26 protein-coding genes are annotated in these 24,176 nt (G+C 49.4%); 18 read left to right on the plus strand and 8 right to left on the minus strand.

The genetic code is table 11. The features are described from left to right. Positions 1 to 25 precede the first annotated feature (25 nt). On the minus strand, positions 26 to 721 hold the full coding sequence (locus KFF03_RS08410) for a TorF family putative porin (protein WP_255860635.1): 696 nt from the start codon (positions 719 to 721) through the stop codon (positions 26 to 28). A gap of 87 nt (positions 722 to 808) precedes the next feature. Then, entirely contained in the window at positions 809 to 1,897 is a 1,089-nt protein-coding gene (locus tag KFF03_RS08415) for a M14 family metallopeptidase (RefSeq protein WP_255860637.1), read from the minus strand. Positions 1,898 to 2,005: 108 nt separating this feature from the next. Between KFF03_RS08415 and KFF03_RS08420 the strand changes: the two genes are divergently transcribed. The 3 genes from KFF03_RS08420 to KFF03_RS08430 all read left to right on the plus strand — a co-directional run bounded on the left by KFF03_RS08420 (position 2,006) and on the right by KFF03_RS08430 (position 5,444). Next, a complete protein-coding gene (locus tag KFF03_RS08420; RefSeq protein WP_255860638.1) occupies positions 2,006 to 3,805 on the plus strand; it encodes an ABC transporter ATP-binding protein/permease in 1,800 nt (599 codons plus the stop codon). Then, entirely contained in the window at positions 3,802 to 4,596 is a 795-nt protein-coding gene (xni, locus tag KFF03_RS08425) for a flap endonuclease Xni (protein ID WP_255860639.1), read from the plus strand. The genes KFF03_RS08420 and xni overlap by 4 nt, the downstream gene beginning before the upstream one ends. A gap of 227 nt (positions 4,597 to 4,823) precedes the next feature. Beyond that, a complete protein-coding gene (locus tag KFF03_RS08430; protein ID WP_255860640.1) occupies positions 4,824 to 5,444 on the plus strand; it encodes a tRNA-(ms[2]io[6]A)-hydroxylase in 621 nt (206 codons plus the stop codon). A gap of 6 nt (positions 5,445 to 5,450) precedes the next feature. Here KFF03_RS08430 and KFF03_RS08435 read toward each other — a convergent pair whose 3' ends face one another. Next, complete coding sequence (locus tag KFF03_RS08435) at positions 5,451 to 5,672, minus strand: hypothetical protein (RefSeq protein ID WP_255860641.1); 222 nt, start codon at positions 5,670 to 5,672, stop codon at positions 5,451 to 5,453. 208 nt (positions 5,673 to 5,880) lie between these two features. On the opposite strand from KFF03_RS08435, the gene KFF03_RS08440 reads away from it, so the two are divergent. Further along, on the plus strand, positions 5,881 to 6,846 hold the full coding sequence (locus tag KFF03_RS08440) for an alpha/beta fold hydrolase (protein WP_255860642.1): 966 nt from the start codon (positions 5,881 to 5,883) through the stop codon (positions 6,844 to 6,846). 61 nt (positions 6,847 to 6,907) lie between these two features. Here the strand turns inward: KFF03_RS08440 and KFF03_RS08445 are convergent, their stop codons facing one another. Continuing rightward, on the minus strand, positions 6,908 to 7,942 hold the full coding sequence (locus KFF03_RS08445; RefSeq protein ID WP_255860643.1) for a 1-aminocyclopropane-1-carboxylate deaminase/D-cysteine desulfhydrase: 1,035 nt from the start codon (positions 7,940 to 7,942) through the stop codon (positions 6,908 to 6,910). A 263-nt stretch (positions 7,943 to 8,205) separates the two neighbouring features. On the opposite strand from KFF03_RS08445, the gene KFF03_RS08450 reads away from it, so the two are divergent. The 3 genes from KFF03_RS08450 to KFF03_RS08460 all read left to right on the plus strand — a co-directional run bounded on the left by KFF03_RS08450 (position 8,206) and on the right by KFF03_RS08460 (position 9,854). Continuing rightward, positions 8,206 to 8,670 carry a DMP19 family protein gene (locus tag KFF03_RS08450; protein ID WP_255860644.1) on the plus strand — a complete coding sequence of 155 codons (465 nt, stop codon included), beginning with the start codon at positions 8,206 to 8,208 and terminating at the stop codon, positions 8,668 to 8,670. Positions 8,671 to 8,796: 126 nt separating this feature from the next. Continuing rightward, on the plus strand, positions 8,797 to 9,153 hold the full coding sequence (locus tag KFF03_RS08455) for a diacylglycerol kinase (RefSeq protein WP_255860645.1): 357 nt from the start codon (positions 8,797 to 8,799) through the stop codon (positions 9,151 to 9,153). Between the two features lie 134 nt (positions 9,154 to 9,287). Next, positions 9,288 to 9,854, plus strand: coding sequence for a chalcone isomerase family protein (locus KFF03_RS08460; RefSeq protein WP_255860646.1), 567 nt, complete (start codon positions 9,288 to 9,290; stop codon positions 9,852 to 9,854). Positions 9,855 to 9,929: 75 nt separating this feature from the next. On the opposite strand, the gene KFF03_RS08465 is transcribed toward KFF03_RS08460, so the two are convergent. Then, positions 9,930 to 11,003 carry a 3-deoxy-7-phosphoheptulonate synthase gene (locus tag KFF03_RS08465; RefSeq protein ID WP_255860876.1) on the minus strand — a complete coding sequence of 358 codons (1,074 nt, stop codon included), beginning with the start codon at positions 11,001 to 11,003 and terminating at the stop codon, positions 9,930 to 9,932. 140 nt (positions 11,004 to 11,143) lie between these two features. On the opposite strand from KFF03_RS08465, the gene KFF03_RS08470 reads away from it, so the two are divergent. After that, entirely contained in the window at positions 11,144 to 12,034 is an 891-nt protein-coding gene (locus tag KFF03_RS08470) for a DUF72 domain-containing protein (RefSeq protein ID WP_255860647.1), read from the plus strand. A 14-nt stretch (positions 12,035 to 12,048) separates the two neighbouring features. Here KFF03_RS08470 and KFF03_RS08475 read toward each other — a convergent pair whose 3' ends face one another. Together KFF03_RS08475 and KFF03_RS08480 are read right to left on the minus strand one after the other, a co-directional pair. Next, positions 12,049 to 12,228 (minus strand): helix-turn-helix domain-containing protein, encoded by a 180-nt coding sequence (locus tag KFF03_RS08475; protein ID WP_255860649.1) that lies wholly within the window; start codon positions 12,226 to 12,228, stop codon positions 12,049 to 12,051. A gap of 138 nt (positions 12,229 to 12,366) precedes the next feature. Then, positions 12,367 to 13,140, minus strand: a complete 774-nt coding sequence (locus tag KFF03_RS08480) for a sulfite exporter TauE/SafE family protein (protein ID WP_255860650.1) — start codon at positions 13,138 to 13,140, stop codon at positions 12,367 to 12,369. A 134-nt stretch (positions 13,141 to 13,274) separates the two neighbouring features. Between KFF03_RS08480 and cysB the strand changes: the two genes are divergently transcribed. Further along, positions 13,275 to 14,249: an HTH-type transcriptional regulator CysB gene (gene cysB / locus KFF03_RS08485; RefSeq protein ID WP_255860651.1), complete on the plus strand. Its 975-nt coding sequence runs from the start codon at positions 13,275 to 13,277 to the stop codon at positions 14,247 to 14,249. Positions 14,250 to 14,349: 100 nt separating this feature from the next. Here cysB and KFF03_RS08490 read toward each other — a convergent pair whose 3' ends face one another. Then, complete coding sequence (locus KFF03_RS08490) at positions 14,350 to 17,193, minus strand: Rne/Rng family ribonuclease (RefSeq protein WP_255860652.1); 2,844 nt, start codon at positions 17,191 to 17,193, stop codon at positions 14,350 to 14,352. 33 nt (positions 17,194 to 17,226) lie between these two features. Between KFF03_RS08490 and KFF03_RS08495 the strand changes: the two genes are divergently transcribed. From KFF03_RS08495 to fabG, 9 genes are all read left to right on the plus strand, one after another. After that, positions 17,227 to 17,484: a hypothetical protein gene (locus tag KFF03_RS08495; protein ID WP_255860653.1), complete on the plus strand. Its 258-nt coding sequence runs from the start codon at positions 17,227 to 17,229 to the stop codon at positions 17,482 to 17,484. A gap of 344 nt (positions 17,485 to 17,828) precedes the next feature. Further along, positions 17,829 to 18,803 carry a 23S rRNA pseudouridine(955/2504/2580) synthase RluC gene (gene rluC / locus KFF03_RS08500; RefSeq protein ID WP_255860654.1) on the plus strand — a complete coding sequence of 325 codons (975 nt, stop codon included), beginning with the start codon at positions 17,829 to 17,831 and terminating at the stop codon, positions 18,801 to 18,803. Between the two features lie 17 nt (positions 18,804 to 18,820). Further along, positions 18,821 to 19,489, plus strand: coding sequence for an HAD-IA family hydrolase (locus KFF03_RS08505; protein WP_255860656.1), 669 nt, complete (start codon positions 18,821 to 18,823; stop codon positions 19,487 to 19,489). A gap of 7 nt (positions 19,490 to 19,496) precedes the next feature. Further along, complete coding sequence (locus KFF03_RS08510; protein WP_255860657.1) at positions 19,497 to 20,504, plus strand: S49 family peptidase; 1,008 nt, start codon at positions 19,497 to 19,499, stop codon at positions 20,502 to 20,504. Positions 20,505 to 20,587: 83 nt separating this feature from the next. Beyond that, positions 20,588 to 21,124, plus strand: coding sequence for a YceD family protein (locus tag KFF03_RS08515; RefSeq protein ID WP_255860658.1), 537 nt, complete (start codon positions 20,588 to 20,590; stop codon positions 21,122 to 21,124). A 19-nt stretch (positions 21,125 to 21,143) separates the two neighbouring features. After that, positions 21,144 to 21,326, plus strand: a complete 183-nt coding sequence (rpmF, locus tag KFF03_RS08520) for a 50S ribosomal protein L32 (protein WP_255860659.1) — start codon at positions 21,144 to 21,146, stop codon at positions 21,324 to 21,326. Between the two features lies 1 nt (position 21,327). After that, a complete protein-coding gene (gene plsX / locus KFF03_RS08525; RefSeq protein ID WP_255860660.1) occupies positions 21,328 to 22,335 on the plus strand; it encodes a phosphate acyltransferase PlsX in 1,008 nt (335 codons plus the stop codon). 148 nt (positions 22,336 to 22,483) lie between these two features. Beyond that, entirely contained in the window at positions 22,484 to 23,428 is a 945-nt protein-coding gene (gene fabD / locus KFF03_RS08530) for an ACP S-malonyltransferase (RefSeq protein ID WP_255860661.1), read from the plus strand. A gap of 1 nt (position 23,429) precedes the next feature. Then, on the plus strand, positions 23,430 to 24,173 hold the full coding sequence (gene fabG, locus KFF03_RS08535) for a 3-oxoacyl-ACP reductase FabG (protein ID WP_255860662.1): 744 nt from the start codon (positions 23,430 to 23,432) through the stop codon (positions 24,171 to 24,173). Positions 24,174 to 24,176 lie beyond the last annotated feature (3 nt).

A 24,176-nucleotide genomic window follows, 5' to 3' on the forward strand; every position in this document is an offset into this window, starting at 1 on the left:
CTGACATCGACTGTGCATAGGCAGGTCAGAAATTAAAGAAACGATGCAGGCTGAATGTGATGGCGGTACCGGCATCATAATCGCCACCTAAATTGGTGCGCTCCAGCTTGAGGCGATAATCCCAGTTGTTGTAACTGCGGCCCGCTCCAACGCGGAAGTGCCAATAATCATCACGACTGCCACCGTAATTGGCTGTTTCTGTGGTTTTCAGAAAACGGTGTTGAGCGACGTAGAACTCAATGGAAAAGGTTCCGGTCTGGTAGGTGTAGGCACTTTCCAGAGAGCGGTGTTCTTCGTCTGTGCCTTGAAAATCGTCACTCTGGCGCACACCAAAGGTCCAGGCATCATTGACTAACAGCTTGGCAAAACCTTCTGCGTAGCCGCGTCCTTCGGAATCATCGCCACCAAAATTATCGTAGTGCGTGATTCCGGCATCCAGCGCTAAGCTTTCGGTCAGTGGCAGGTACCAGCCGGCAAAAGCACTGCCTTCTGCTTCAATGTCGTTATCTTTTTGGTCAATGTTGGATGCCCACAAACCACCATACAAGCCGCTGTCATGGATATAGGTCAGTCCGGTTTGCACGGCGGGTTTGCCTTCTGTCAGCGAGATACCATTTTTCAGGTATTCACTGCCCAGGCCAATGTCGAAATTAAACTCAGCGTGAGCGGGCAGGCTTGTGGCCAGAGATAAGGTCGTAGCAACCAGAGCAGGACGTAACATGAAACCAAACTTCGTCAATTAAAACAGGGCGTTATCATACGCAATTTTTCTGCATTTGTGTTCCACCGACTCTGCCATTACCCAAGTTTACGCTCCTTGTGGCGGTAAATTTGAATGGGCTCTGTCTGGATACCAACGTTTCAGCGCCTGATGATGGCGCTGTCTTTTTTCTTCCATATGAGTCGGAGCCCAGGTCGGCATGCTGCGTACCGCCGATAATAAAAAATCGAACAGGGTCAAATGACGACGCAATATCCGGTTATGCCGATGTGGCAAAATCGGGTTAAACAAACTGTGATAACGCAATAAATGGCGTGGATTTTTGCGCACCCACAGCCACGAGCCCATCTCCAGCGTTAACGGTAAATAAAGCCCATCCGGCTGTGTTGCCAGGTAGTCGTCGTATAAATAATCCCAGATATCACCATGAGTGGTGTACGACTGTGATTGTGGCTCAAACAGATAAACATCGTGATAAGGGTAGGTTGTTTCAAATAATTCGGTCAGTGCAAAGGCTTCTGCCAGATTAGGCCACGGGCTTTTGCGCTTGGCATAGGGAAACCAGATGCGATCCTTTGCGCCAAAACCCGAATGACAGTCGAGACTGATGGCGTGTTTCTGGTGACTCAGAACCTGACGAATGGCCTGAGTCAGCGCCTGATTCTCGGCTTCCATCTGATTGTCTTTGCGGCCGCGATACCAGGGCAGATGTTTGCTGAGCCGTTGGCCACCCACCAGAAAGGTGTTGTCGTCAGCGTCGACGGGGGCATTACGCATCAGATCCACCCCATTGGGGTTAGAGCGTGAGTTTTGCCACATGCCCCCGGGGTTCACAATCGGAATCATCACCAGCCGGATTTGTGCCAGCTGCTCGTGAATAATCGGTTCCCACGCCAGTCGTTGCAGCAGAGTGCGTAAAAACGACAGAATCACCTGAGTGCCAATGCGCTCGATACCATGGACACCGCCCACCAGCACCAGTGTTGGTGCCAGAGGGGCGTCTGAGCCGGCTTCTAACACATAAAACGGTAACGGCACCGTTTGCTGGTGTTTATAGGTGTGCTGAATATGTGCCGGAACCGACACTCTCAGGTGTTCGCGCCCTTGTTCAATTAACTCCTCCAGCTCAAATAATTCCGGTAATGCCCGTTTAATGTGGTAAATCCGTTGAATCACAATCGTCTCATCCTTACTCTTCGCGTCTGAACTGATAGGCTGTTTTGCTCTGCTATGCTATGCCAGCCCGAGCAGCCCGTTATCGCAACACATCTGAGTAACAGTTTGATGAAACACTTTTCACAAGGCCCGACCCAGGCACCGGAACAACTGCGGATTCGTCATTGGCTACAAAGCCTATGGCCATATCTGATGGAATATCGCGGGCGTGTGATCTTAGCCTTGTTGTGTCTGGTGGTGGCTAAGCTGGCCAGTGTCGCCATGCCATTTTTACTGAAGTATCAGGTCGATCATTTGTCTGCACTGGAGAGCACGGCGGCGGATAACTGGTGGTTGTGGTTTCCGCTGGGATTGCTGCTTGCGTATGGTGCGGTGCGTTTTCTAAATGTGTTGATGGGCGAAGTGCGGGATGTGTTGTTTGGTCGTGTGACCGAACGGGCTATGCGGCGGATGTCGCTGAAGTTGTTTCGCCACCTGCATCAGTTGAGTCTGGATTTTCATCTGGATCGTCAAACCGGTGCCTTACAGCGGGATATTGAACGCGGCACCAATGGCATCAGCTTTTTGATGCGATTTTTTGTGTTTAATATCGGCCCAACTTTGCTGGAGCTGGCGCTGGTAATTGGTGTGTTATTGCTGAATTATCCGCCAGTCTTTGCGCTGATCACTGCGCTGGCGGTTGTTGCCTATGTTGGTTACACGGTGAAAATGACCGAGTGGCGTACTCATTATATTCGCCAGGCTGCGCAGGCGGATTCAAGCACGCATGCCCGGGCGCTGGACAGCTTATTAAATTACGAAACGGTGAAATATTTCACCGCCGAGCAGCGTGAAAGTGACGCTTATGACCAAGCGTTAGCCGAGTGGGAGCAGGCGAGACGTAAAAATCGCCTGACTCTGTTTGGTTTAAATGGCGGGCAGGCACTCATTATCTCCATCGCGATGTCGGCCATGCTGATGTTTGCGGCTTATTATGTGGTCATCGGTGAAATGACACTGGGTGACTTCACGCTGGTCAATGCCTTTATGTTTCAGCTGTTTTTACCGCTGAATTTTCTTGGTTTTGTCTATCGCGAAATAAAAGCATCGATGGCCAATATTGAACGTATGTTTGAGTTGCTGGATGAAGTGCCAACGGTGGCAGACAAAGGCACGCAGCCGTTGAATCTTTCTGCTGGAGAAGTTCGTTTTCAACAGGTCGATTTTGGCTATCAACCCCCACGGGCTATTTTGCAGCAACTGGATTTAACCATTCCTGCCGGTAAAACACTGGCGGTAGTCGGCTCCAGCGGTGCGGGAAAATCGACGCTGACCAAGCTGTTGTTCCGCTTTTATGACGTGAATCGTGGTTCGGTGACCATCGATGGTCAATCCATCGCTGATGTGCCACAACAGGCCTTACGTCAGCAGCTCGGCATTGTGCCGCAGGATACCGTGCTGTTTAACGACACGTTGAAAAATAATCTGCTGTACGCCAAGCCTGATGCCAGTGATGAGGAATTGATGGCGGTGATTCGTATGGCGCATCTGGAAACCTTACTCGATAACGCCGAAAAAGGCTGGGACACGCGGGTTGGGGAGCGGGGGCTGAAACTCTCCGGCGGTGAAAAACAACGTATTGCCATTGCCCGGATGTTGCTGAAAAAACCGGCGATTATGGTGTTTGATGAAGCTACGTCGTCACTCGATTCTGATACCGAACGCGGCATTATGGAGGCTATTCGTCAGGTCTCTAAAGGTCATACTGCGCTGATTATTGCGCATCGACTATCGACCATTGTTGAGGCCGACATTATTGCGGTGCTGGAAGCCGGTCAGATTGTTGAACAGGGCAGTCACGACGCTCTGATGGCACAACAGGGTCGTTATTATCAGTTGTGGCAGGGGCAACAGGAGCTGAGTGAATGAAATTATTAATCGTTGATGCCATGAACCTGATTCGCCGGATTTACGCGGCGGCCCCGGAAGGGGATTTGCAGATTGAAGCCACTCAGGCCCGTTGCATGACGGCCATTGCCCGTAATGCTGAGCAATTTCAGGCTACTCATGTGGTGATGGTGTTTGAACAGAAATGCCAGACCTGGCGTCATCAGATGTGGCCCGATTATAAACTCAACCGCCCGCCGATGCCGGAAGCACTGACGCAGCAGTTAGACAGCATCAGTGGTTATTTCCGCGCCAATGGTTTGCCCTGTCTTGATCTGGCAGGTTGGGAAGCCGATGACGTGATTGCCACGCTGGCCAATAAAGCGGCATTTGCCGGACTGGCGGTGATGATTCTGTCGACCGATAAAGGTTTTTGTCAGCTGGTGAACGGTCGTATTCAGGTGCGTAATCATTTTGATCGGTTTACTTACGATGAGTTAATGGTGGAGCAGAAGTTTGGTCTGCAGCCGAGTCAGCTGGTGGATTACTGGGCCATGACCGGCGACAGTACTAATCATTTGCCGGGCGTCGAAGGAATCGGGCCAAAAACCGCAGGTCATTTGCTCGATCAATACCAATCGTTAGATAACATTCTGGTGAATCTGCAGCAGCTGGACAGTGATGCGGCTAATCGAAAAGCCGCAAATAAGTTGACTCAGCATTGGCAAACGGCGTTGCTGACACGCATTCTTGCGGCTTTGCGGTTGGATGTGCCGCTGGGGATTAATCTGAGTGATCTGCGTTGGCAAGTATCGCAGGCGCTATCTTCTTAGATACGGCGTTTTTCTTTTTATTCTTGAAGGCGGAATATTCACGGATCCTGTACAGAATAATTTTTGCCGCCGCGCCGAGAAAAATTATTCTGCATAGTACTTTTATCGGTGGCAGGGGCTGGGCTGCAATGGGGATTTGATCATTCTTGCGCCTGGTCATTGTCGCCCGTGCTGCTTTTCCTTAAAATCCGCCCGCTTTTTATTTTCTTTTGCGGTGCAGGTTTTCTATGAGTATTGATGCAGTAATGGCTGAAATTCACGAGTTTCTGGGTTGTGAAACGCCCGACAGCTGGATTGCTCAGGCGCTGAATGAGCAGGAAATCCTGCTGATTGATCACGCCAACTGCGAAAAGAAAGCCGCCAATACCGCCATGAACCTGATGTATAAACACGTTGAGCGTGAAGAATTGCTGAAAAAGATGAGTCAGCTGGCGCGTGAAGAACTGCTGCACTTCGAGCAAGTCGTGAACATCATGACCGAACGTGGCATCCGTTACCGCCATATTTCTTCATCACGCTATGCCTCTGGCCTGCGTGATGCAGTAAGAAAGGGTGGTGGTGTCTCAGAATTGGTCGACGTTCTGATTGTGGGCGCTTTTATCGAAGCCCGCTCATGTGAGCGCTTTGCTAAGTTAGCGCCGTTCTTGGATGAGAAACTTGAGAAGTTTTACCGCTCTTTGCTGCGCTCTGAAGGCCGCCATTATCAGGATTATTTGGGATTGGCCGCGCAATACTCGGATGAACCAATTGATGAGCGCGTTCAGATGTTCCGCGAACTGGAGCAGGAGCTGATCGAATCACCGGATGAGACCTTCCGCTTCCACAGTGGTACCCCAGTCGCAGCCTGAGAAAAATCAGTTCTGGCTGCTGCGAATAATTTTCAGACAGTCTTCGCAGATTTGTTGATAGTCTTCCGGTGTGATGACTCTGGCATCAAGGTCGCGCTGAGCTTGGGATAAACGGGCTTCAGCGTCCTTGCGATGAGTGAACTTACGATTGGCTTCGATAGCAGATAATGCGCTTGCAGACGTCATTGTCAGTACTCCGGTTTCTTCCGTTAACAGTATTTTCAGCATAAACCAAACACCTTTCTGTGCAATATCTGAACAGTGTGCTTTTTGTGCCAACTGATCGCTCCTGCTATTGTAATGTCCGCTTTGACTAATCCAGCCTTCAGGTGATTCTTGAGCGGATTCATCAGGCAAGACGCGCACATTTACTCTGGTGTTTTATCAATAGCAAATTTAGTATCGGCTACCATTTTTTGCTGTCTCAGGTTGTTTTATGACCATTCATTCTCAAAGTGATGTTGTGCTGAAGCCAGAAAGCTTATCTCAGTGGCGATTAACGGACCCAACCAATCCTCATGACCACCAGATACATGGTTACTTTCGTGCTGGCCAAAGCGAAGAAACTCCGGTTCACTTTCTTCACGGCAATGGTTTCTCTGCATTGACCTTGAGTGGTGTTGCTGCCGGTTTGCCAGATTCATGGCCATTGATTCTGACCAATGTGCCGGGCCATGGTGGATCTGATCAACCCAAGCAGCGGATGCCTGACTGGCAGGGCATGGCGGCTTCGGTTGCAGCAGCGTTGCGGCAAAACCTTACTCAATTATGCGGCAAAGCAACACAAGCGCATGGTGATGGCGCTGTTATTGGTGTGGGCCACTCGTTGGGTGGTGTGGTGACACTGCTGGCGGCTGCGCGTTATCCGGAACTGTTTAAGCGGATTATTTTGTTAGATCCGGTTTTGTTTTCGCCAGAAATCATTCTGGGTCAGCAAGTCATGCGAGCAACTGGAGTCTGGAAGCGAAGTGCACTGGTGCGTTCGGTCAGCCGTCGTCGTAACAGTTGGGCGGACACCGATGAAATGTTTGCCGACTTATCGCAGAAGTCCCTGTATAAAAACTGGCAGCCAGAGGTGTTAAGTGCCTTCGTTGAGACGGCCAGTAAAGACGTCAATGGTCAGCGTCAGTTGTGTTGTGACCCTTCCTGGGAAGGCGGTATTTTTGGCTCGTATCCACGGGGCCTATGGCATGCGGTACGCAGTGTTAAGGTGCCAGTCGATATTCTGGTGGCCGAAGACAGTTATGGCTTTATTGCGAAATCAGCGCGCCGGGCGGCGAAGGTGAATCCAGCGATTCGTTGGCAGTTATTCCCTGGCACACATTGCTTCCCAATGGAGCAACCACAGTCAACCGCTGAAAAAATTCTTGAGTTGTTAGGGCCTCTTCCCCAGCCTCGTTAAGCTTAATCTGCTAGCCGCTACACCTATTGATCACTACACCTGTTGACTAGGAACCGTTAACTTATCCTTGTTGAGAGTCACCTTTTTGCAAACGCTTTGTCAGTGAAGCCGGAAGGTGGCTTAACGCGGGTGTAGGTATGTATTGGCTGGAATTGTAGGTATTCCAGAATAGTACTGGCCCTGTGCTGCTTTGTAGATTATCAAGAAATGCGCAGGCAGCTTTCCCTGAATAAGTGCCTTCGAGTGTGATGCCAGATTGTTTAAATTTGGCTATTGCGTCTTTCACCTGCTCATTGCTGTGGCCATAGCCTTTGCCGTAATAAGCATGATTCAGTTTGGACTGTGGTAATGGCGTGTTAATGCCAAGTTGTTGTGCTCCCTGATGGATCATCTTGTTAATGATTGAATCCGTACAGGCATCAAATGGCCCGAGTTTTAATGGGGCGACACGCACAGGTATTAATTCACTGCCCAGCCCGGTTAAGGCCAAACCCAGATACAGCCCGGCAGCAGTAGAACCGCTGCCGACAGGGACGACAATTTTATCCGGCTCTGGCAGCTCTCCATCTGCTATTTGTTGTTGCAGTTCAAACACAGCATCAACATAAGCCAGAATAGCCGGGGGGTTAGAGCAGCCAGCCCATAGAAAATAGCTTCCGGGCAGTAGACGAAGCGGTGAGGTATAAAAGCGGATCATGGTGTGCAGCAGGCTGCCGCAAAAAATCAGTTCGGCACCATAGCCTTGCATGCGTTTCAGGTTAGCGTTGACGGTTTCGCTCAGAGGTTGGTCGAACAGATAAATGGTGCAGCGAACTCCGAGCCTCTGGCACATCATGGCAGTTGCGACTCCAGCATTGGTACCAATAGCGCCAAAGGTGACAACATGGCGTGCATTTTTACTTTGAACATCCGCCCCAATCCAATCGAGTTTACGTATTTTATTACCACCATACTGAGAGTGCGTTAGGTTGTCTGATTTGATGAAGGCATGTGGGCTCAGCTCTGAAGCCTGAAGCACTGGCGTTGGCAGTTCAGCAATAGGGGTCGAAACGATGTCAGACAGGTGTGGAAAGCGTTGCGAGAAAGACGTTTGCATAGGTTTTAGTTGTTGTTAGGAGTGTTTACGTTGGTGTTGGGTCTTGGTCAGGGTATGAATGCTGATGTTGAAATTACTATGAAATTCTTTCAGGCGGTAGCGTTATATAACCACGTCTGGCTTAGGTGACGTGGGTTTTTGTCGCCATTGAGGCCGATATAAATGATTCTTTGTAAAACCTTTGTCAAATAAATTGCGGTAAGCTATGGTGAATTGGCTTTAATTTAAACACTTTTACTACAGAGAGAAACGAGTAACACCCTATGAACATGGAGATTCAGGCGGCATTGGATGTCGCTGATGAGACCGACTCATTCCTGCAAATCACCGATGTAATTTATGACAAAGAAGCGGAGCAGGGATATCAATCTCTGAGTGCTTCCGAGAAAGTTGTGTTTTGCATCGATCATCTGCTGCGCGAAATGGAAAATGGTGGTTTTGTTCAGTTTATTCATCATGAAGCTGGAGCCAAAACTGATGATACCTTGCTCGCGCTAGAGAGCATCAAGGCCAAAGAAACACACTCTTTGCTACATCGGCTGGTCGATTTTTTCACTGACCGCAATGTGCCGGACGATGAAGATGAACGCATCGAAATGTTTGATCAGATTGAAAGCGAACACGCGGATGATATCGCTGAGCTTGATGATCGCTTTTATGATGCGGGTGAAAATCTGGTTGAAATGACGCTTAAGTTTGTCGCCAAAAACCTGAAAGATTTTCGTTAATCCTGTGTGTGGTTAACCCTTGTTTTTCATGATTCTCCCTGACACTGTAAGTGTTGGGGGTTTTGTTGTGTCTGAAGTGTGGGGGATGCCACATATAGGGCGGATGTGACGTCATTAGGAGACCGTATGTCTTGGCTGAAAACTCGTCTTGCCAGTTTTATCTTCGCCTTTCGAGGGCTCAAGCATTTATTTGCCAGTGAAGCGCATGCGCAGATTCACCTATTGGCCGCTGTTGCTGTTGTTGTTGCTGCTTTTGCAACCGGGGTTTCTACGTCAGAGTGGCTGGCTCTGGTCTTTGCTATCGTGTTGGTCATGGCAATGGAAGCGTTAAATACCGCACTTGAAGCTTTGGCGGATGCTTTGCATCCGGGCCATCACCCGTTGGTCGGTAAAGCCAAAGATGTTGCAGCCGCTGCTGTGTTATTGTGTGCTTTTGCTGCAGTCATTGTTGCGTGCCTTGTATTTTTACCACACTGGTTGTAGCGTGAGAGGACATTACCTGAAAGAAGTGGTGCCTTCGTACAATAACTTGCCTGTTGCAGCTTGCAATTAGCGGTCTCGGGCACTATAAAGCGGCTTCCGGCTTAATGATAAAAACAAACATAAAGGAAAATCTCATGGTACGTATTGTCACTCGTTTTGCGTTTGGCCTTGCATTCATGCTTGCCAGCACTGTTCATGCAAAGCAGGTATCGGGTGTGGATGTGGCGGAAACGATCTCACATTCCCAAGAATCTCTTAAGCTTAATGGCGCGGGTACCCGTACAAAGTTTTTTGTTGATATGTACGTGACTGCGTTGTATCTGTCTGAAACCAGCTCTGATGCAGCTGGCATTATTGCCGCTGATGATTCGATGGCCATTCGTTTGCATATCGTGTCGGACTTGATTACTCCAGAGCGTATGGCTGATTTTACGCGTGACGGTTTTGTGCGGTCTACTGGCGGTAATATCGCGGATATTGAGGCTGATATTGAATCTTTAGTGGCTGCGTTTCAGGATGCTGTTGATCAGGGCGATATTTTCGATTTGGTATATCAGCCTGATACCGGAGTAACTGTTTATCGTAATGGTGAAGCGAAGTCGACTGTAACAGGGCTGAAATTTAAGCAGGCATTATTCGGCATCTGGCTATCTGAAGACCCGGTACAGAAAGGTTTACGAGATGATCTGCTTAATGGTTGATTGGCTCAGATAGCTCTGATTACTTATAAAAAAACCCGCCGAAGCGGGTTTTTTTATATTCAGCTGATCAATGGCTTAAGCATTGCGCTTTGGTAGCACAGCTTTCAGCTTTTCATGCATGCTCAGAATCGCTTTCTCAGTTTCATCCCAGCTGATACAGCCGTCGGTAACCGATAAGCCATACTCCAGATCATCCAGGTTGGCCGGAATATTCTGACGACCGTGTTTGATGTTGGATTCAACCATCAGACCAACGATTGAGTCATTACCTTCCAGGATCTGGTTGGTAACGTTGTCCATTACCAACGGTTGTAACTCTGGCTTTTTGCTGGAATTTTCATGGCTGCAATCAACCATGATGTTTTTGGGTAAGTCGGCTTTTTCCAGAGCTTGTTCCGCCAGAGAAACGCTGACAGAGTCGTAGTTTGGCTTGCCGCCGCCACCGCGTAATACAACATGGCCGTAGTTATTGCCGTTGGTTTCAACAATCGACACGGCACCTGCCTGGTCAATACCCAGGAAACGGTGAGGGCTGGCAACCGACATCAGGGCATTCGTTGCGACGGTCAGGCTGCCATCAGTACCGTTTTTAAAGCCTACCGCGGAGGATAAGCCGGATGCCATTTCACGGTGTGTCTGGGATTCCGTGGTGCGTGCACCAATTGCAGACCAGGTGATAAGATCCTGCAGGTACTGCGGTGAAATTGGATCCAGTGCCTCGGTTGACAGTGGCAGACCCATTTCAGCCAGATCCAGTAATAGCTGACGAGCAATGTGCAGGCCTTCCTGAATCTTAAAGGTGTCGTTCATGTAAGGGTCGTTAATCAGGCCTTTCCAGCCAACGGTGGTGCGTGGCTTTTCGAAATAAACACGCATAACCAGATATAAGGTGTCAGAGACTTTTTCAGACAAAGCTTTCAGGCGGTGTGCGTAATCTTTGGCGGCATCGACATCATGAATGGAGCATGGGCCAACGACCAGGAAAATACGATGATCTTTGCGATCCAGAATATCTCTTACTGCCTGGCGACCTTGCTGAACACTCTCGACGGCTGAGTCTGAGATAGGCATTTCTTTTTTTAGCTGGTCCGGTGTTACCAGTGGGGTGATCGAACCAATGTTTAAATCTTCAACGCGCGTGTCTGTCATCATGCTTCCTAATTCGACATGGTTGAGTTCTGCATACAAGCTTTAGGTATAATGCCGTTGGATTATGACAAATCATGATCCAAATGCACACCTCGCAGGTTAAATGCGTTTATTAACAACGAAAAATATGAACATGACTCATGGATACTGACTTTAATCAGGCAATCAAGCGCGGCCAGCTGAAGTTGGGCTTGCCGATGTGGTATCTGGATGCCTGGTGCGGCAATTTATTATCCCCTTGGCAAAAGGCCGGTGAAGCCTTGTCGGAATACGCTCAGGTTTTTTCGTCCGTGGAGGGTAATACGACGTTTTATGGCTTGCCTGACAATAAGCGGGCGGAGCAATGGCGTAGATCCGTTGGTGACGATTTTCGTTTCTCATTTAAGCTGCCCCGGGAAATAAGTCATGCGCAGAATCTTGTGCAGGCTTTTGCCCAGCATCAGTCTCGCTGGCTCGATTTCTCATCGATTCTGGGTGACTCCTTTGGAGTGATCTCTGTTCAGTTACCGGCAGAATTGACCCCGGCAAGAATGGATGAGCTGTTTGTATTTCTCGAACAGCTTAAACAACAGAGCAGCGCGGATATTTCTGTCGAATTTCGTCATTCGGGTTTTTTTGATAAGTCCGGCAATGAGCAACGGTTGTTACGCCAGCTCAGTGAGCTGCACATCGCTCGTACTGTGTTTGATAGCCGGGGGTTGTTTAACGATCTTGCTCAAACTGAAGCCGTGTTGGATGCACGAGCCAAAAAGCCAAGAATGCCGGTTCACCCGATTGCAACCGGACATTCACCCGTTGTGCGGTTTATTGGCCACAGTCATTGGCCTGATAACGAACGTTATTTATTGCAGTGGGGGACGAAATTAAAGCAATGGCTATCAGAAGGCAGAACGCCATACTTTTTCCTGCACACGGCGGGTAATCAGGACGTACAATACTTTTTGCGTTTTCTGGAGCAGTTGTGGGAGCTTGATGAAAGTGTCTGGCCCGGTGAATCGGGAGCCGGGCAGAGTGGTTGTTTATTCGATTAGTGCGGCTTGTTTGATTAGCGCAGCTTTTCCTGAATGGCTTTAAACTTTTCTACATTATCGGGCAGAAAACGAAATTCACCATTGCTCTGCTCGCTGTCTAATAAGCCTTCCCGTGCATAGCGTTTGATCGTAACCGCTTTCATGCTCAGAATTTCTGCAACCTGATCCACGCTGAGGGTTTGTTCTGCTTGCATTCTAATCTCCATGATTTGTATTTGATCAATAGAGCATAGATGGCTTCAGAAAATTTGCCTGCTATTCCGTCCGGATGCAGGCTGACTTTTCTGTCGCGTGTTGATTACAGCAGGAGGTTGATGAGCTGCATCGACCTGTTAGAAAAATGCGTATTTGGCACCGATGGTGAATAAGATTCCTGCCAGCAACGGTTTTAACATTTTCTCAGGTACCTTACGGCTTAAGCGGCTGCCCAAGTGAATTGCTGGAAGTGAGCCAACCAGCAGCGCCCCAAGTAAATAAAAATCGACATTGCCCAGATACATATGAATCAGGCCGGCTGCCAATGTTAGTGGCACTGCATGGGCAATATCGGTACCGACAATGTTGGTTGAGCGTAATGCCGGGTACAACAACATCAGAATCGCGGTACCAATGGCGCCTGCGCCAACCGATGACAAGGTGACGAACACGCCAAGAAACACACCCATTGCGATGGTGGCACTATTACGGTGATGGCTGAGAGATCCGTTAAACGTTGAGGCTGACCATTGCTGAATTTTAGGTCGCAAAATGATGACGCAAGCCGTGATCAGCAGCATGATCCCAAGTGCACTGCTAAGCAGGGCTCCGTATTGCTCGGAATCTTCAAATAAAGTTTCCAGAGCAAAGCCTGTGATTAATGCTGCAGGGATGCTACCAATCGCGAGCAGACGTACAAGAGACCATTCCACATGTTTTTGTTTGTGATGACTGATGGCGCCACCGGCTTTGGTCAGCGAGGCATACATAAGATCAGTGCCCACCGCAATGTGGGGCGGGAAACCGAACATCAGTAACAGGGGAGTCATTAAAGCACCGCCACCAATACCAGTAACACCGACAATCAGGCCAACCAGTGCGCCGGAGGCTATATATAACAAAATATCCATGGATAATGGTCTACAGTAGTACCAGTAGCTCTAAAAAACACAATTTGTGTAAATGTATTACCTGGCATCTATTCTGGAAAAGAATATTTGTTTATATTTTTATAACGAAAGAAAAGGTCAGACTCGGAGGAATTATGAAGTTACAGCAACTGCGTTACATTTGGGAAGTTGCGCATCATGACCTGAACGTTTCAGCGACTGCCCAGGTTTTATATACCTCCCAGCCAGGAATCAGCAAACAGATCCGTTTGCTTGAAGATGAACTTGGCGTGGAAATTTTTGCCCGTAGCGGCAAACACCTGACAAGAATCACTCCGGCGGGAGAGGCCATTCTTCAGGTGGCTGGTGAAATATTGCGCAAAGTCGAGAGTATTAAGCAGGTTGCGCAGGAATTCAGTGATGAAACCAAAGGCAGTTTGTCGATTGCGACCACGCACACACAAGCCCGCTACGCCTTGCCGCCTGTTATTGAAAGCTTTATGCAGAAATATCCGGAAGTCTCTTTACACATGAATCAGGGGACGCCGATGCAGATTTCTGAGATGGCGGCCAATGGTACGACGGATTTTGCGATTGCGACGGAAGCCATGGAGCTATTCTCTGACCTTATCATGATGCCTTGTTACCGCTGGAATCGAAGTATTCTGGTGCCACGTAATCATCCGCTCGCTCAGAACCCCAGACCTTCATTAGAGCAAGTAGCGGCATATCCTCTGGTGACTTATGTATTTGGTTTTACCGGGCGTTCAAAGCTGGATGAGGCGTTTAAAACCCGTGGCTTAACCCCGCGGGTTGCGTTTACCGCGGCAGATTCGGATGTGATTAAAACCTATGTGCGTCTGGGTATTGGTATTGGCATTGTCGCCAGTATGGCAATTGATCCTGAAGCAGATTCAGACCTGGTGGCGATTGATGCCAGTCATTTATTTGCCGCCAGTGTGACGCAGATTGGTTTCCGTAAAGGGACGTTTTTGCGCGGCTACATGTACGACTTTATTCAGGCGTTTGCTCCTCATCTGACACGAGACTTGGTTGAAAAAGCATCGCACTGTCATAACCGTCAGGAGCTGGAAGCGTTGTTTGCGGATGTTCATTTGCCTGAACATTAATCGGACTTAATCAAAACGCCAGACATAAAAAAACTCGCTGCGGCGAGTTTTTTTATGCTCAGTTCAAGCGGCGCCTCCCCGGAAACGGGGAGGGCTGATGTTACTCAGCTTCCGTTTCCTGAGAGGCCTGTGCATTGCGTGGGTCATTCGATGCACGTCCGCCGCTGCGACGACGGCTACGACGGCGACCTTTGTTATTGCCTTCATCAGAGTTGTCCGATTCAGCCTTCGGCTGTTCGGTTTCAGGCGCAGTTTGCTCAGTTACGGGGGTGGGCTCAGCTTTTACTTCAGCAGGAGCTTCAGTTTTTACTGTCGGTTCTGCTGCTTTGGCTTCTTCCGGAGCTTTTGTCTCCTGAGTCTGGCTGACATCTGATGCACTGTTTTGTGAATCATCTCCCTGGCGGCGACGGCGACGAGTATTACGGCGACGTGGCTTCTCTTCAGTAGCCGCTTCGACTTGTGGCTCGGCGCTGACTGTCTCAGTCGTTTCTTGTGCTGGCTGAGCTTTCGCTGCTTCTGCCTTCGCTTGCTCTGGCGCTGCTGCCTCTACCGAAGATTCTGTTTTTGCCGGTGCATCCGCAGTTGGTGCTTCGTCACTGTGTTTTACTTCAGAAGTCGTTTTTGCTTCAGGAGTAGCTTTCACTTCCGAGTTACTACCAGCTTCGGGTTTATCAGACTTGTTACGGCGACGACTGCGACGCTCACGACGAGGCTTACGCTCTTCGCTTTCAGTCTTTGGTGTCTCCAGAATGGTTGCTTCGCTGGCGATAGCCGCTTGTGCTTCTTTTTTCTCACCAGAGGCTGTTACTACCACTTCGGATGGCTCATTCGACTTCTCGCGTGGCTCGCGGCGGCGACGTGGGTTCTCGCCTTTGCTGCGATCGCGACGCGGTGCGCGGCCTTCCTGGTTGTCCTGATCCTTGTTGCGGTCTTGGTTAGTGCGATCCTGGCCGCTACGCTCTTGTTTGCGTGTCTCGTTTTTGTCCGACTTGCGTTTCGTGTCGTCGTTACGATTTTCCGAGCGACGATTGTCATTTTGCTTGCGGCGATTGTCGTTTGATTGACCACGTTCACCATCGCGATCCTGACGGTTGCGATTGCGGTTGTCATCGCTCTTTTCAGAACGGGCATCCTGACGTTTGTCCTGGCGCTGACCGTTACGACGATTGTTTGAGCCATTTTTACGATCACGGTTCTGGTTGTTCTGACCTTTGCGACCTTTATTATTTGGCTTGTTTTTCTGCTCGGTTTCTTTTTCTTCTTTGTCAGAAGAGCCTTCAAACAGTGATGTCAGAGCACTGCCCAGTTTTGACCAAAAGCTCTGGGCTTCCGGTGTTGGAGCTGCTTTGCGTTGTACACCTCTTACCGCAGCAGTTTGCTGTGGTGCTGCAGCTTCTGGCTTGGCGATATCAACGCCATATTCCACTTCGCCGGCATCCAGTTTTTGTTCGTAGCTGACTTCTTCGATCAGGCTGTCATCAGGGCGCAGACGCAATACTTCGTAATGCGGCGTTTCCATATGTGGGTTTGGCAGTACCAGTACTTTGCTGTTATGGCGTGCTTCGATAGCGGCAATCAGGTTGCGTTTTTCGTTCAGCAGGAAGCTGGCAACCGGAACAGGAACAATGGCACGAATCTGACCGGTATTTTCTTTGGCGGCTTCTTCTTCAATCAGGCGCAAGATAGACAGGCCGGAAGATTGGATGTCGCGGATAACACCGGTGCCGCTACAGCGTGGGCAAACGTGTCCGCTGGTTTCACCCAGGGAAGGACGCAGGCGCTGACGCGACATTTCTACCAGGCCGAAGCGGGAAATACGACCAACCTGAACACGGGCGCGATCCATTTCTAACGCTTTTTTCAGGCGAGATTCAACTTCACGCTGATTTTTGTTGGCCATCATGTCGATGAAATCGATCACGACCAAGCCGCCCATATCGCGCAGGCGCAATTGACGGGCAATCTCATCGGCGGCTTCCAGGTTAGTGTTCAGTGCCGTTTCTTCAATGTCTGCACCCTTAGTGGCACGGGCAGAGTTGATATCGATGGATACCAGGGCTTCAGTCGGGTCGATGACAATCGAGCCGCCGGAGGGCAGTTTCACTTCACGCTGGAAGGCGCTTTCGATCTGAGTCTCGATCTGGTAGCGGTTAAACAGCGGTACGCTGTCTTGGTACAGCTTGAACTTGCCTTCGGATTGCGGGATCACCTGTTGCACAAAAGCAATGGCTTCGTCGAAGGCTTCCTGGGTATCGATCAGTACTTCGCCGATGTCCTGACGCAAGTAGTCGCGAATCGCACGGATAATAACGTTGCTTTCCTGCAGGAGCAGGTAAGGAGCGCTCAGGTTCTCTGAGGCACGTTGTATAGCGGACCAGACATTAACCAGATAATCCAGGTCAGCCTGAAGCTCTTCAGAGCTGCGGCCAATGCCAGCGGTACGGACGATAACGCCCATTTTGTCCGGCACCTGAACACCTTTCATGGCTTCACGCAGTTGGGTGCGCTCATCGCCTTCGATACGGCGTGAAATACCACCTGCACGAGCGTTGGTTGGCATCAGCACCAGATAGCGACCAGCCAGGCTGACTTGTGTGGTGAGGGCGGCACCCTTGTTTCCACGCTCTTCTTTATCAACCTGAACGATGATTTCCTGACCTTCACGTACCACATCTTTGATGTTGATACGGCCAGGGCCTGGATCTTTTACGAAGTATTCGCGGGCGATTTCTTTCAGCGGCAGAAAGCCATGGCGCTCGGCACCAAAGTCGACAAAAGCCGCTTCCAGGCTGGGCTCAATACGGGTGATTTTGCCTTTATAGATATTGGCTTTTTTCTGTTCACGAGTGCCGGGTTCAATATCCAGGTCGTAAAGTTTTTGTCCGTCTACAAGGGCTACACGCAATTCTTCAGATTGAGTTGCGTTGATTAGCATTCTTTTCATGCTGCACGTTTTGCTCAATTAAGGGCAACGTACTTGCTGGCAATGCCGCGCTTTCTCGCTTTTTACAAAGGCCGAGAAAACCAGTGCGGCTTAGCAAAATATTTATGGGTGCTTTGCTTTGTCAGCGCCAATCGGGTCACTGATCCATTGTTGCAGTGGTGCCTCTTATGCTCTTGGCTGGGCACCAACACTGTCCATAATTTGTTAATCAGAGATGCCGGCAAGGTTGCCTGGTTTATCTCAGAGAATGGTGGGTTGCTGATGATCAATTTCTTCAAACTGACGATTTAAGGCAACGTTGAAACTCACTTCGCACGGGCTGGCAATTGGCTCAGTTGCCGTGGTGGAGTTTTTTCCATTCTGTATTAATTCCCGGGAAGAGTTTTAACCAAAATGCTTCTTCCCTATACTTGCCGCTTTTCCGGCACTGCTTTGCTGCTCCGTGTGTCTTGTTCGTTGGAGGCTTACGCAAGCTGAGCGAATATAGCAGCAAAGGTGTGCGGCAGCAAACCCGAGTCTGCAAGTGGCGTTTAACTAAGGGCCAAGTTGTATCAGGGGCTGAGTTAAGTGCGCAGCCTATTAAGTTTCTGCCCTTCAATTATTGAAATAACAGCCAGAGTGATAGTTTTACCTTCATGTCTCAATCTGAACTCGATACGAGAAAAGTCTCGTTTGTAACCGTTACAGACGATAACGCTGGCCAGCGTCTTGATAACTTTTTGTTATCTTTACTCAAAGGGGTGCCCAAAGCACTCATTTACCGGGTAATTCGTAAAGGCGAAGTGCGCATCAACAAGAAGCGTGCAAAGGCTGATACCCGCGTGGCTGTGGATGATCTGGTGCGGATTCCGCCGATGCGAGTGGCTGAACGCGATGCACCGCCACCGGTATCAACGGTGCTGAGTGAATTGTTGAAAAACGCCATTGTGCATGAGGATGATGGCTTGTTGGTGGTGAATAAACCCAGTGGGCTGGCGGTGCATGGTGGCTCTGGGGTGAATCTGGGATTGATCGAGGCGCTGCGGCAAATGCGCCCGGAGCATACCTTTCTGGAGCTGGTACACCGCCTCGATCGTGATACTTCTGGCCTGATTCTGGTTGCCAAAAAGCGCTCGGTGTTAACGGCATTGCAACGGATGTTGGCGAATAAAGCTGGTATTGCTAAGCGTTATCTGGCGCTGGTGCATGGCGGCTGGGATCGCAAAATTAAGGATGTCAAAGTACCTTTATTGCGCATTGAGCGTAAGTCTGGCGAGCGAATGGTGATTGTCGATGACGAAGGTAAAAAAGCCCATACCCGTACCCGCTTGTTAAATCATGGCCCTCATTACGCGTTGATTGAGGCTGAGCCTGTTACTGGCCGGACGCATCAGATTCGTGTGCACTGCCAATACGAAGGGCATGTGATTGCTGGTGATCAGAAATATCGCGATAAAGTCGCAGTGGATATTGATAAAAAGCAGGGCATTAATCGTTTGTTGTTGCATGCCTGGCAGTTGGAGTTCCGCCACCCAAGTAGTGGCGACTTCCTGAAGCTGGAGGCCTGGCCGGATGATGAGTTTCAACAGATTTTAGCAAAAGCGCAGTGTGAGCTGACAAAACAGGATTGATAGAGTAGGGCGTATCTTTGAAATACGAAGTTATTATATTTGATTGGGATGGCACGCTGGTTGACTCAACCGGGCGAATTGTCGACAGCATGCAGCGTGCTGGTGTTGAGGTGGGGTTGCCATCTGTGCCAGATTCTGCGGTGCAGAATATTATTGGTTTGGGGCTGCCAGAGGCATTAAAAACGGTATGGCCAATGATCGATTCATCTCAGTTGCAGCAAATGACGCAGGTATATGCCCGCAACTTTGTATATGACAGTAAAGTTGCTATGGATTTTTTTCCGGGTGTTGCAGAGTTATTTTCCGATTTAAAAGCGGCTGGCCGCAAATTGGCGGTAGCTACTGGAAAAAGCCGTAAGGGGTTGGATCGCATGTTTGCTGACCTGTTGATTGATGATCGGCCGGTTGGGCAGCAATTTGTGGCCAGTCGTTGTGCGGATGAAACACGCTCTAAGCCTCACCCATTAATGCTTGAGGAATTGCTGGGCGAGTTGCAGGTCAGTGCTGAGGCTGCATTAATGGTAGGTGATACCAGCTATGACCTGGCTATGGCGCGTGAAATTGGCATGCATTCTGTGGGGATGAGTCACGGAGCACATGATGATGATGTGTTGTTGGACTGCAAGCCTCAGGCGTTGTGCCACTCAATTGAAGAATTAAATCTCTGGATAAAAACGAATGGATGAGCGTTCTATGAATGAGCCTTCTGGACAAAATTCATCAAGTCATCAGCGACCTGATGATAACAATACAAAAGAGTGGAAGTTGATTGAAAAAGTCCTGTTAGATGTGCAGGGCGAGCAGCGACGGACGCGTCGTTGGGGCATCTTCTTTAAGTTTATCTTCTTTATTTACCTGTTTTCGTTGTTATGGCTGGTGCGAGTACCAACGGAAGGTCTGGAGAAGACGGCAAGCGATTCTTCTTATGCTGCGGTTATCGAAGTGAATGGTGTGATTGCTGCCGATCAGGATGCTAGCGCGGATGCCATTATCAGTGCTTTGCGTGATGCTTTTGATGATGAAAGCGCATTGGGTGTGATCCTGCGTATCAATAGTCCAGGTGGTAGTCCGGTTCAGTCGGGGTACGTTTATGATGAAATTAAACGTCTGAAGCAAACCCGTGAAGACTTTCCGGTTTATGCTGTGATTATGGATTTGGGTGCTTCGGGTGCTTATTACATTGCCGCAGCTGCAGATGAAATTTATGCGGATAAAGCCAGTCTTGTTGGTTCTATCGGTGTGGTTGGTTCAGGTTTTGGCTTTGTTGATGCGATGGAAAAGCTGGGTGTTGAGCGTCGTCAATATACGGCGGGTGAGCATAAGGGTTTCCTTGATCCGTTTACTCCGGAAAACCCGGAAGAAAAGGCGTTTTGGGAGGGTGTCTTAAAGGTCACTCATAAACAGTTTATTGAGCAAGTTAAAAATGGTCGTGGTGATCGTCTGAAGCAATCGCCTGAATTGTTTTCCGGCCTGGTTTGGTCTGGCGAGCAAGCGCTGGAGATGGGCCTGATTGATGGCTTATCGTCAAGCAGTCAGCTGGCGCGTGACAAAATGGGCACGGAAGAACTGGTGAACTTCACCTATCAGCCAGATCCGTGGGAAGAGTTGGTCAGTCGTCTGGGAGCAAGTATTGGTCAGGGGATAGCGACGCAAATGATGCAGCAAATGCAATTGGGCGGGCAAGCACCGCAGTTGCGTTAATTTTCTATTAAATACCTAATATGCGGAGCAGATATCGCTCCGTTGAATAAATAATTTTGACACTGGAGCTTTGCATACCTATTATGTCGCGCACTATGGCAGAGGCTAGGCTACCCCAGCGTGTCGATGCAGCTAAATTAGTTGAAGCAAATCAACAATTTACAGCTGAAATCGACAGCGAAAAATTACCAAGATTGTTAGATGCAGTTGAACGCTGCGTCGCTCCTGTTTCCTGTGAAGTTGAATTTGACCGGGATGAGGAACGTAATCGGGTATTAACCGGTAGCTGTAAAACACAAGTTGTTATGATATGTCAGCGTTGTCTCGGGGAGGTTACTCTTCCTGTAGAGAGCAGCTTCCAGTTGGGGCTTGTGTTTAATGACGAACAGGCAAAACAGTTGCCAAGGCGACTGGAGCCGGTTGAGCTGGACGAAGATGCTCGTCTGGAACTTTGGGAAACAATAGAGGACGAAGTCCTTCTGGCGTTACCCAGCTTTCCGACACATCCTGAGAGCGAATGTCAGATTAAACAGCCTAAGCCGGAGATAACGGCAACAGAAGATTCAGACGTCAAACGGCCTAATCCGTTTGGTGTTCTAGCTCAGCTTAAACAGAAATAGAGATAGTCAGGAGCCAAACATGGCGGTTCAAAAAAGCAAAGTAACTCGTTCTAAGCGTGGTATGCGTCGTTCTCACGATGCTCTGGATAACAACGCTGCTCTGTCTGTAGACCCTACTACTGGTGAAACTCACCGTCGTCACCACGTGACTAAAGACGGTTTCTTCCGTGGTAAGAAAGTCGTGGAGACTGGCAACGACTAATATGTTTACCATCGCGGTAGATGTAATGGGCGGGGACTTAGGTCCCCGCGTTGCGTTTAAAGCCTGTAAAAAAATACTGAAATCCAATCCGGATCTCAGCCTTATCTTAACGATGACCTCTGAATTTGCAGAAGGTGCTCGTTCCTATTTTTCTCGTTATCTTCAACGTATTCAGATCATAGAATGTGTCGATTTTGTCGCCATGGATGATCAGCCTGCGCGCGTTCTGCGCCACGGTAAACAATCTTCAATGGCTGAGGCCGTAAGGCAAGTGCGTGATGGTAACGCTCATGGCGTCATATCGGTGGGTAATACCGGTGCCTTGATGGTGTTGTCACGTTCTGTCCTCGGCATGGTGAATGGTATCTCGCGGCCTGCCTTGGCGACTCAGATTCCAACTCGTGATAAACCCCTGCTAATGCTCGATCTTGGCGCTAATCTGGAGTCCAGTGCCGAGCAGTTATGTGAATTTGCGCGCTTGGGAGTAGCCTGGTGTAAAGCTCAGGGGGAGCGCTCGCCTCAGGTTGGTGTGCTGAATATTGGTCAGGAAGCCAGCAAGGGCACAACTGAGGTTCAGCTTGCGGGCCAGCGCCTGACGCAGCAGATGTCTCAGAATTATGTTGGCTTCTGTGAAGGCGACAGTATTTATTCCGGGCAGTTGGATGTGTTGGCGTGTGATGGTTTTTCAGGCAACGTTGCACTCAAGACCAGTGAAGGTCTGGCTGGCTGGGTCTCCATCGAATTACAGCGAGTGTTTGATCGTTCGCCCATCGCCTGGCTTTTGAGGCCGCTCTGGCTTGGTTTGCTTAAAAGGGTCCTGAAGCGTTTTACTTCAACGCGTTATGCTGGTGCACTGTTGTTGGGTGTTAACGGTATTGTGGTGAAAACACATGGTAAATCCGATGATATCGCCTTTGCCGCCGCCATGAATTACCTGATCGAGCAAATCCGTGTCGTGGACTTGAGTTTGCTGAAGGCGGAGTTGGTGCGCCTTAAACCGTCAGACTAAATCGGTTGTAAATCAATCAATTAACGAATTTGATTCAATAATCTTGTGCATTTTTGACCATTTATTGTAACAATCCTCATCCCATAATATGTCCCATAGAATCCGGGGCATCTAATCAATGCTGACAAACTTGATGTAAGGCGAATCAATGACCGATGTAATTGCGTATTTTCCAGGACAGGGTGCTCAACAGGTGGGTATGTTGTCTGATCTGGCGGAACAGTACGGCCAGGTTAAAGAAACATTTCAGGAAGCATCGGATGCCATTGGTTTTGACTTGTGGGAAATGGTCAGCAATGGTCCGGCGGAAACATTAAACCTGACGTACAACACGCAGCCAGCATTGTTGACTGCCAGCACCGCTGTTTGGCGGGTGATCGCAGATCTGGCTCCGGCGTTGAATGTGACCGCAGGTGCGGGCCATTCTTTGGGTGAATATTCAGCACTGGTGGCTGCCAATGCGATTGATTTTGCTGACGCTGTTAAGCTGGTTAAAAAACGCGGTGAATTAATGGATCAGGCCGTACCGGCGGGTGAAGGTGGTATGGCTGCAATCCTGAATCTGGATGAAGAGCAAATTCGTACCGTTTGTCAGCAAGCCGAAAAAGACACTGGCGGTGTGGTTGAACCAGCTAACTTTAATGCGCCTGGGCAAATTGTTGTTGCTGGTTCCATGGCCGCGGTTGATGCGGTGATTCCATTGGCAAAAGAAGCTGGTGCTAAGCGTGCTATGAAACTGGTCGTGAGCGGCCCGTTCCACTCCAGCCTGATGAAGGCAGCAGCCGAGGAGCTGGGTGAAGCATTAAATGCGATTCAGTGGCGTGCTCCGGAGTTTCCCGTTTATCACAATGTAGATAATCAAGCGGCTTCGCTAGAACAAATTCCTGCCAAATTGCTGGCTCAGTTATACAGCCCGGTTAACTGGACAGGTGCGGTGCAGGCATCGCGTGCAAAAGCGGAGCTGGCTGTTGAATTTGGCCCTGGCAAGGTTCTGGCGGGTCTGAATAAACGAATTGATAAGTCTCTGGCTACTGTAGGTAGTGGAGATCTGGCCTCACTGCAGGCTGCCGTAGAAAAAATTCAAGGAAATTAATATGTCTGATCAAAAGCCGTTGGCGTTAGTCACGGGTGCCAGTCGTGGTATTGGTGCTGCTATTGCAGAGCGCCTGGCGAATGATGGTTATCAGGTGATTGGCACGGCGACCAGCGACTCCGGCGCAACTGCCATTCGTGAGCGTTTGGCAACGATTGATGCAGCCAACAATGCGGTGGTGCTGAACATTGCCGACGCTGAACAAACCGCTGCGACCATTAAGCATGTTCTGGCGGATTATGGTACTCCTGCGGTTGTTGTGAACAACGCTGGGATTACCCGTGACAACTTATTTTTACGCATGTCTGATGATGAATGGGATGCGGTTGTGAATACCAATCTCGGCGGTGTTTTTCGGGTATGCAAAGCATTGGCGAAGCCAATGATTAAACAAAAAGCCGGCAGCATTATTAATATCAGCTCGATTATCGGTACCACCGGTAATGCCGGGCAGGCAAACTATGCTGCTGCGAAGGCAGGGTTAGAGGGCTTTAGCCGCTCTCTGGCGCAGGAAATTGCCAGTCGTAATATTCGTGTGAATTGTATTGCCCCAGGCTTTATTCAAACGGATATGACGGACGTCTTGCCTGAAGCGCAAAAAGAGGCCATTCTAGCGTCCATTCCAAGCAAAGCGCTGGGTCAGGTTGAAGATATCGCTGGAGCGGTGGCTTTTCTGGCTGGTGAAGATTCCAAATATATTACAGGTCAGACCATTCATGTGAATGGCGGCATGAATATGGGATAACGG

The organism is Bacterioplanoides sp. SCSIO 12839, assembly GCF_024397975.1.
In the GTDB taxonomy this organism is placed as follows: Bacteria; Pseudomonadota; Gammaproteobacteria; order Pseudomonadales; family Oceanobacteraceae; genus Bacterioplanoides.

Bases quoted from the DNA above. Each gene is read 5' to 3' on its own strand.
- KFF03_RS08410 (WP_255860635.1), bottom strand. From the start codon at position 721: ATGTTACGTCCTGCTCTGGTTGCTACGACCTTATCTCTGGCCACAAGC.
- KFF03_RS08420 (WP_255860638.1), top strand. From the start codon at position 2,006: ATGAAACACTTTTCACAAGGCCCGACCCAGGCACCGGAACAACTGCGG.
- xni (WP_255860639.1), top strand. From the start codon at position 3,802: ATGAAATTATTAATCGTTGATGCCATGAACCTGATTCGCCGGATTTAC.
- KFF03_RS08430 (WP_255860640.1), top strand. From the start codon at position 4,824: ATGAGTATTGATGCAGTAATGGCTGAAATTCACGAGTTTCTGGGTTGT.
- KFF03_RS08435 (WP_255860641.1), bottom strand. From the start codon at position 5,672: ATGCTGAAAATACTGTTAACGGAAGAAACCGGAGTACTGACAATGACG.
- KFF03_RS08440 (WP_255860642.1), top strand. From the start codon at position 5,881: ATGACCATTCATTCTCAAAGTGATGTTGTGCTGAAGCCAGAAAGCTTA.
- KFF03_RS08445 (WP_255860643.1), bottom strand. From the start codon at position 7,942: ATGCAAACGTCTTTCTCGCAACGCTTTCCACACCTGTCTGACATCGTT.
- KFF03_RS08450 (WP_255860644.1), top strand. From the start codon at position 8,206: ATGAACATGGAGATTCAGGCGGCATTGGATGTCGCTGATGAGACCGAC.
- KFF03_RS08455 (WP_255860645.1), top strand. From the start codon at position 8,797: ATGTCTTGGCTGAAAACTCGTCTTGCCAGTTTTATCTTCGCCTTTCGA.
- KFF03_RS08460 (WP_255860646.1), top strand. From the start codon at position 9,288: ATGGTACGTATTGTCACTCGTTTTGCGTTTGGCCTTGCATTCATGCTT.
- KFF03_RS08465 (WP_255860876.1), bottom strand. From the start codon at position 11,003: ATGACAGACACGCGCGTTGAAGATTTAAACATTGGTTCGATCACCCCA.
- KFF03_RS08470 (WP_255860647.1), top strand. From the start codon at position 11,144: ATGGATACTGACTTTAATCAGGCAATCAAGCGCGGCCAGCTGAAGTTG.
- KFF03_RS08475 (WP_255860649.1), bottom strand. From the start codon at position 12,228: ATGCAAGCAGAACAAACCCTCAGCGTGGATCAGGTTGCAGAAATTCTG.
- KFF03_RS08480 (WP_255860650.1), bottom strand. From the start codon at position 13,140: ATGGATATTTTGTTATATATAGCCTCCGGCGCACTGGTTGGCCTGATT.
- cysB (WP_255860651.1), top strand. From the start codon at position 13,275: ATGAAGTTACAGCAACTGCGTTACATTTGGGAAGTTGCGCATCATGAC.
- KFF03_RS08490 (WP_255860652.1), bottom strand. From the start codon at position 17,193: ATGAAAAGAATGCTAATCAACGCAACTCAATCTGAAGAATTGCGTGTA.
- rluC (WP_255860654.1), top strand. From the start codon at position 17,829: ATGTCTCAATCTGAACTCGATACGAGAAAAGTCTCGTTTGTAACCGTT.
- KFF03_RS08510 (WP_255860657.1), top strand. From the start codon at position 19,497: ATGAATGAGCCTTCTGGACAAAATTCATCAAGTCATCAGCGACCTGAT.
- KFF03_RS08515 (WP_255860658.1), top strand. From the start codon at position 20,588: ATGTCGCGCACTATGGCAGAGGCTAGGCTACCCCAGCGTGTCGATGCA.
- rpmF (WP_255860659.1), top strand. From the start codon at position 21,144: ATGGCGGTTCAAAAAAGCAAAGTAACTCGTTCTAAGCGTGGTATGCGT.
- plsX (WP_255860660.1), top strand. From the start codon at position 21,328: ATGTTTACCATCGCGGTAGATGTAATGGGCGGGGACTTAGGTCCCCGC.
- fabD (WP_255860661.1), top strand. From the start codon at position 22,484: ATGACCGATGTAATTGCGTATTTTCCAGGACAGGGTGCTCAACAGGTG.
- fabG (WP_255860662.1), top strand. From the start codon at position 23,430: ATGTCTGATCAAAAGCCGTTGGCGTTAGTCACGGGTGCCAGTCGTGGT.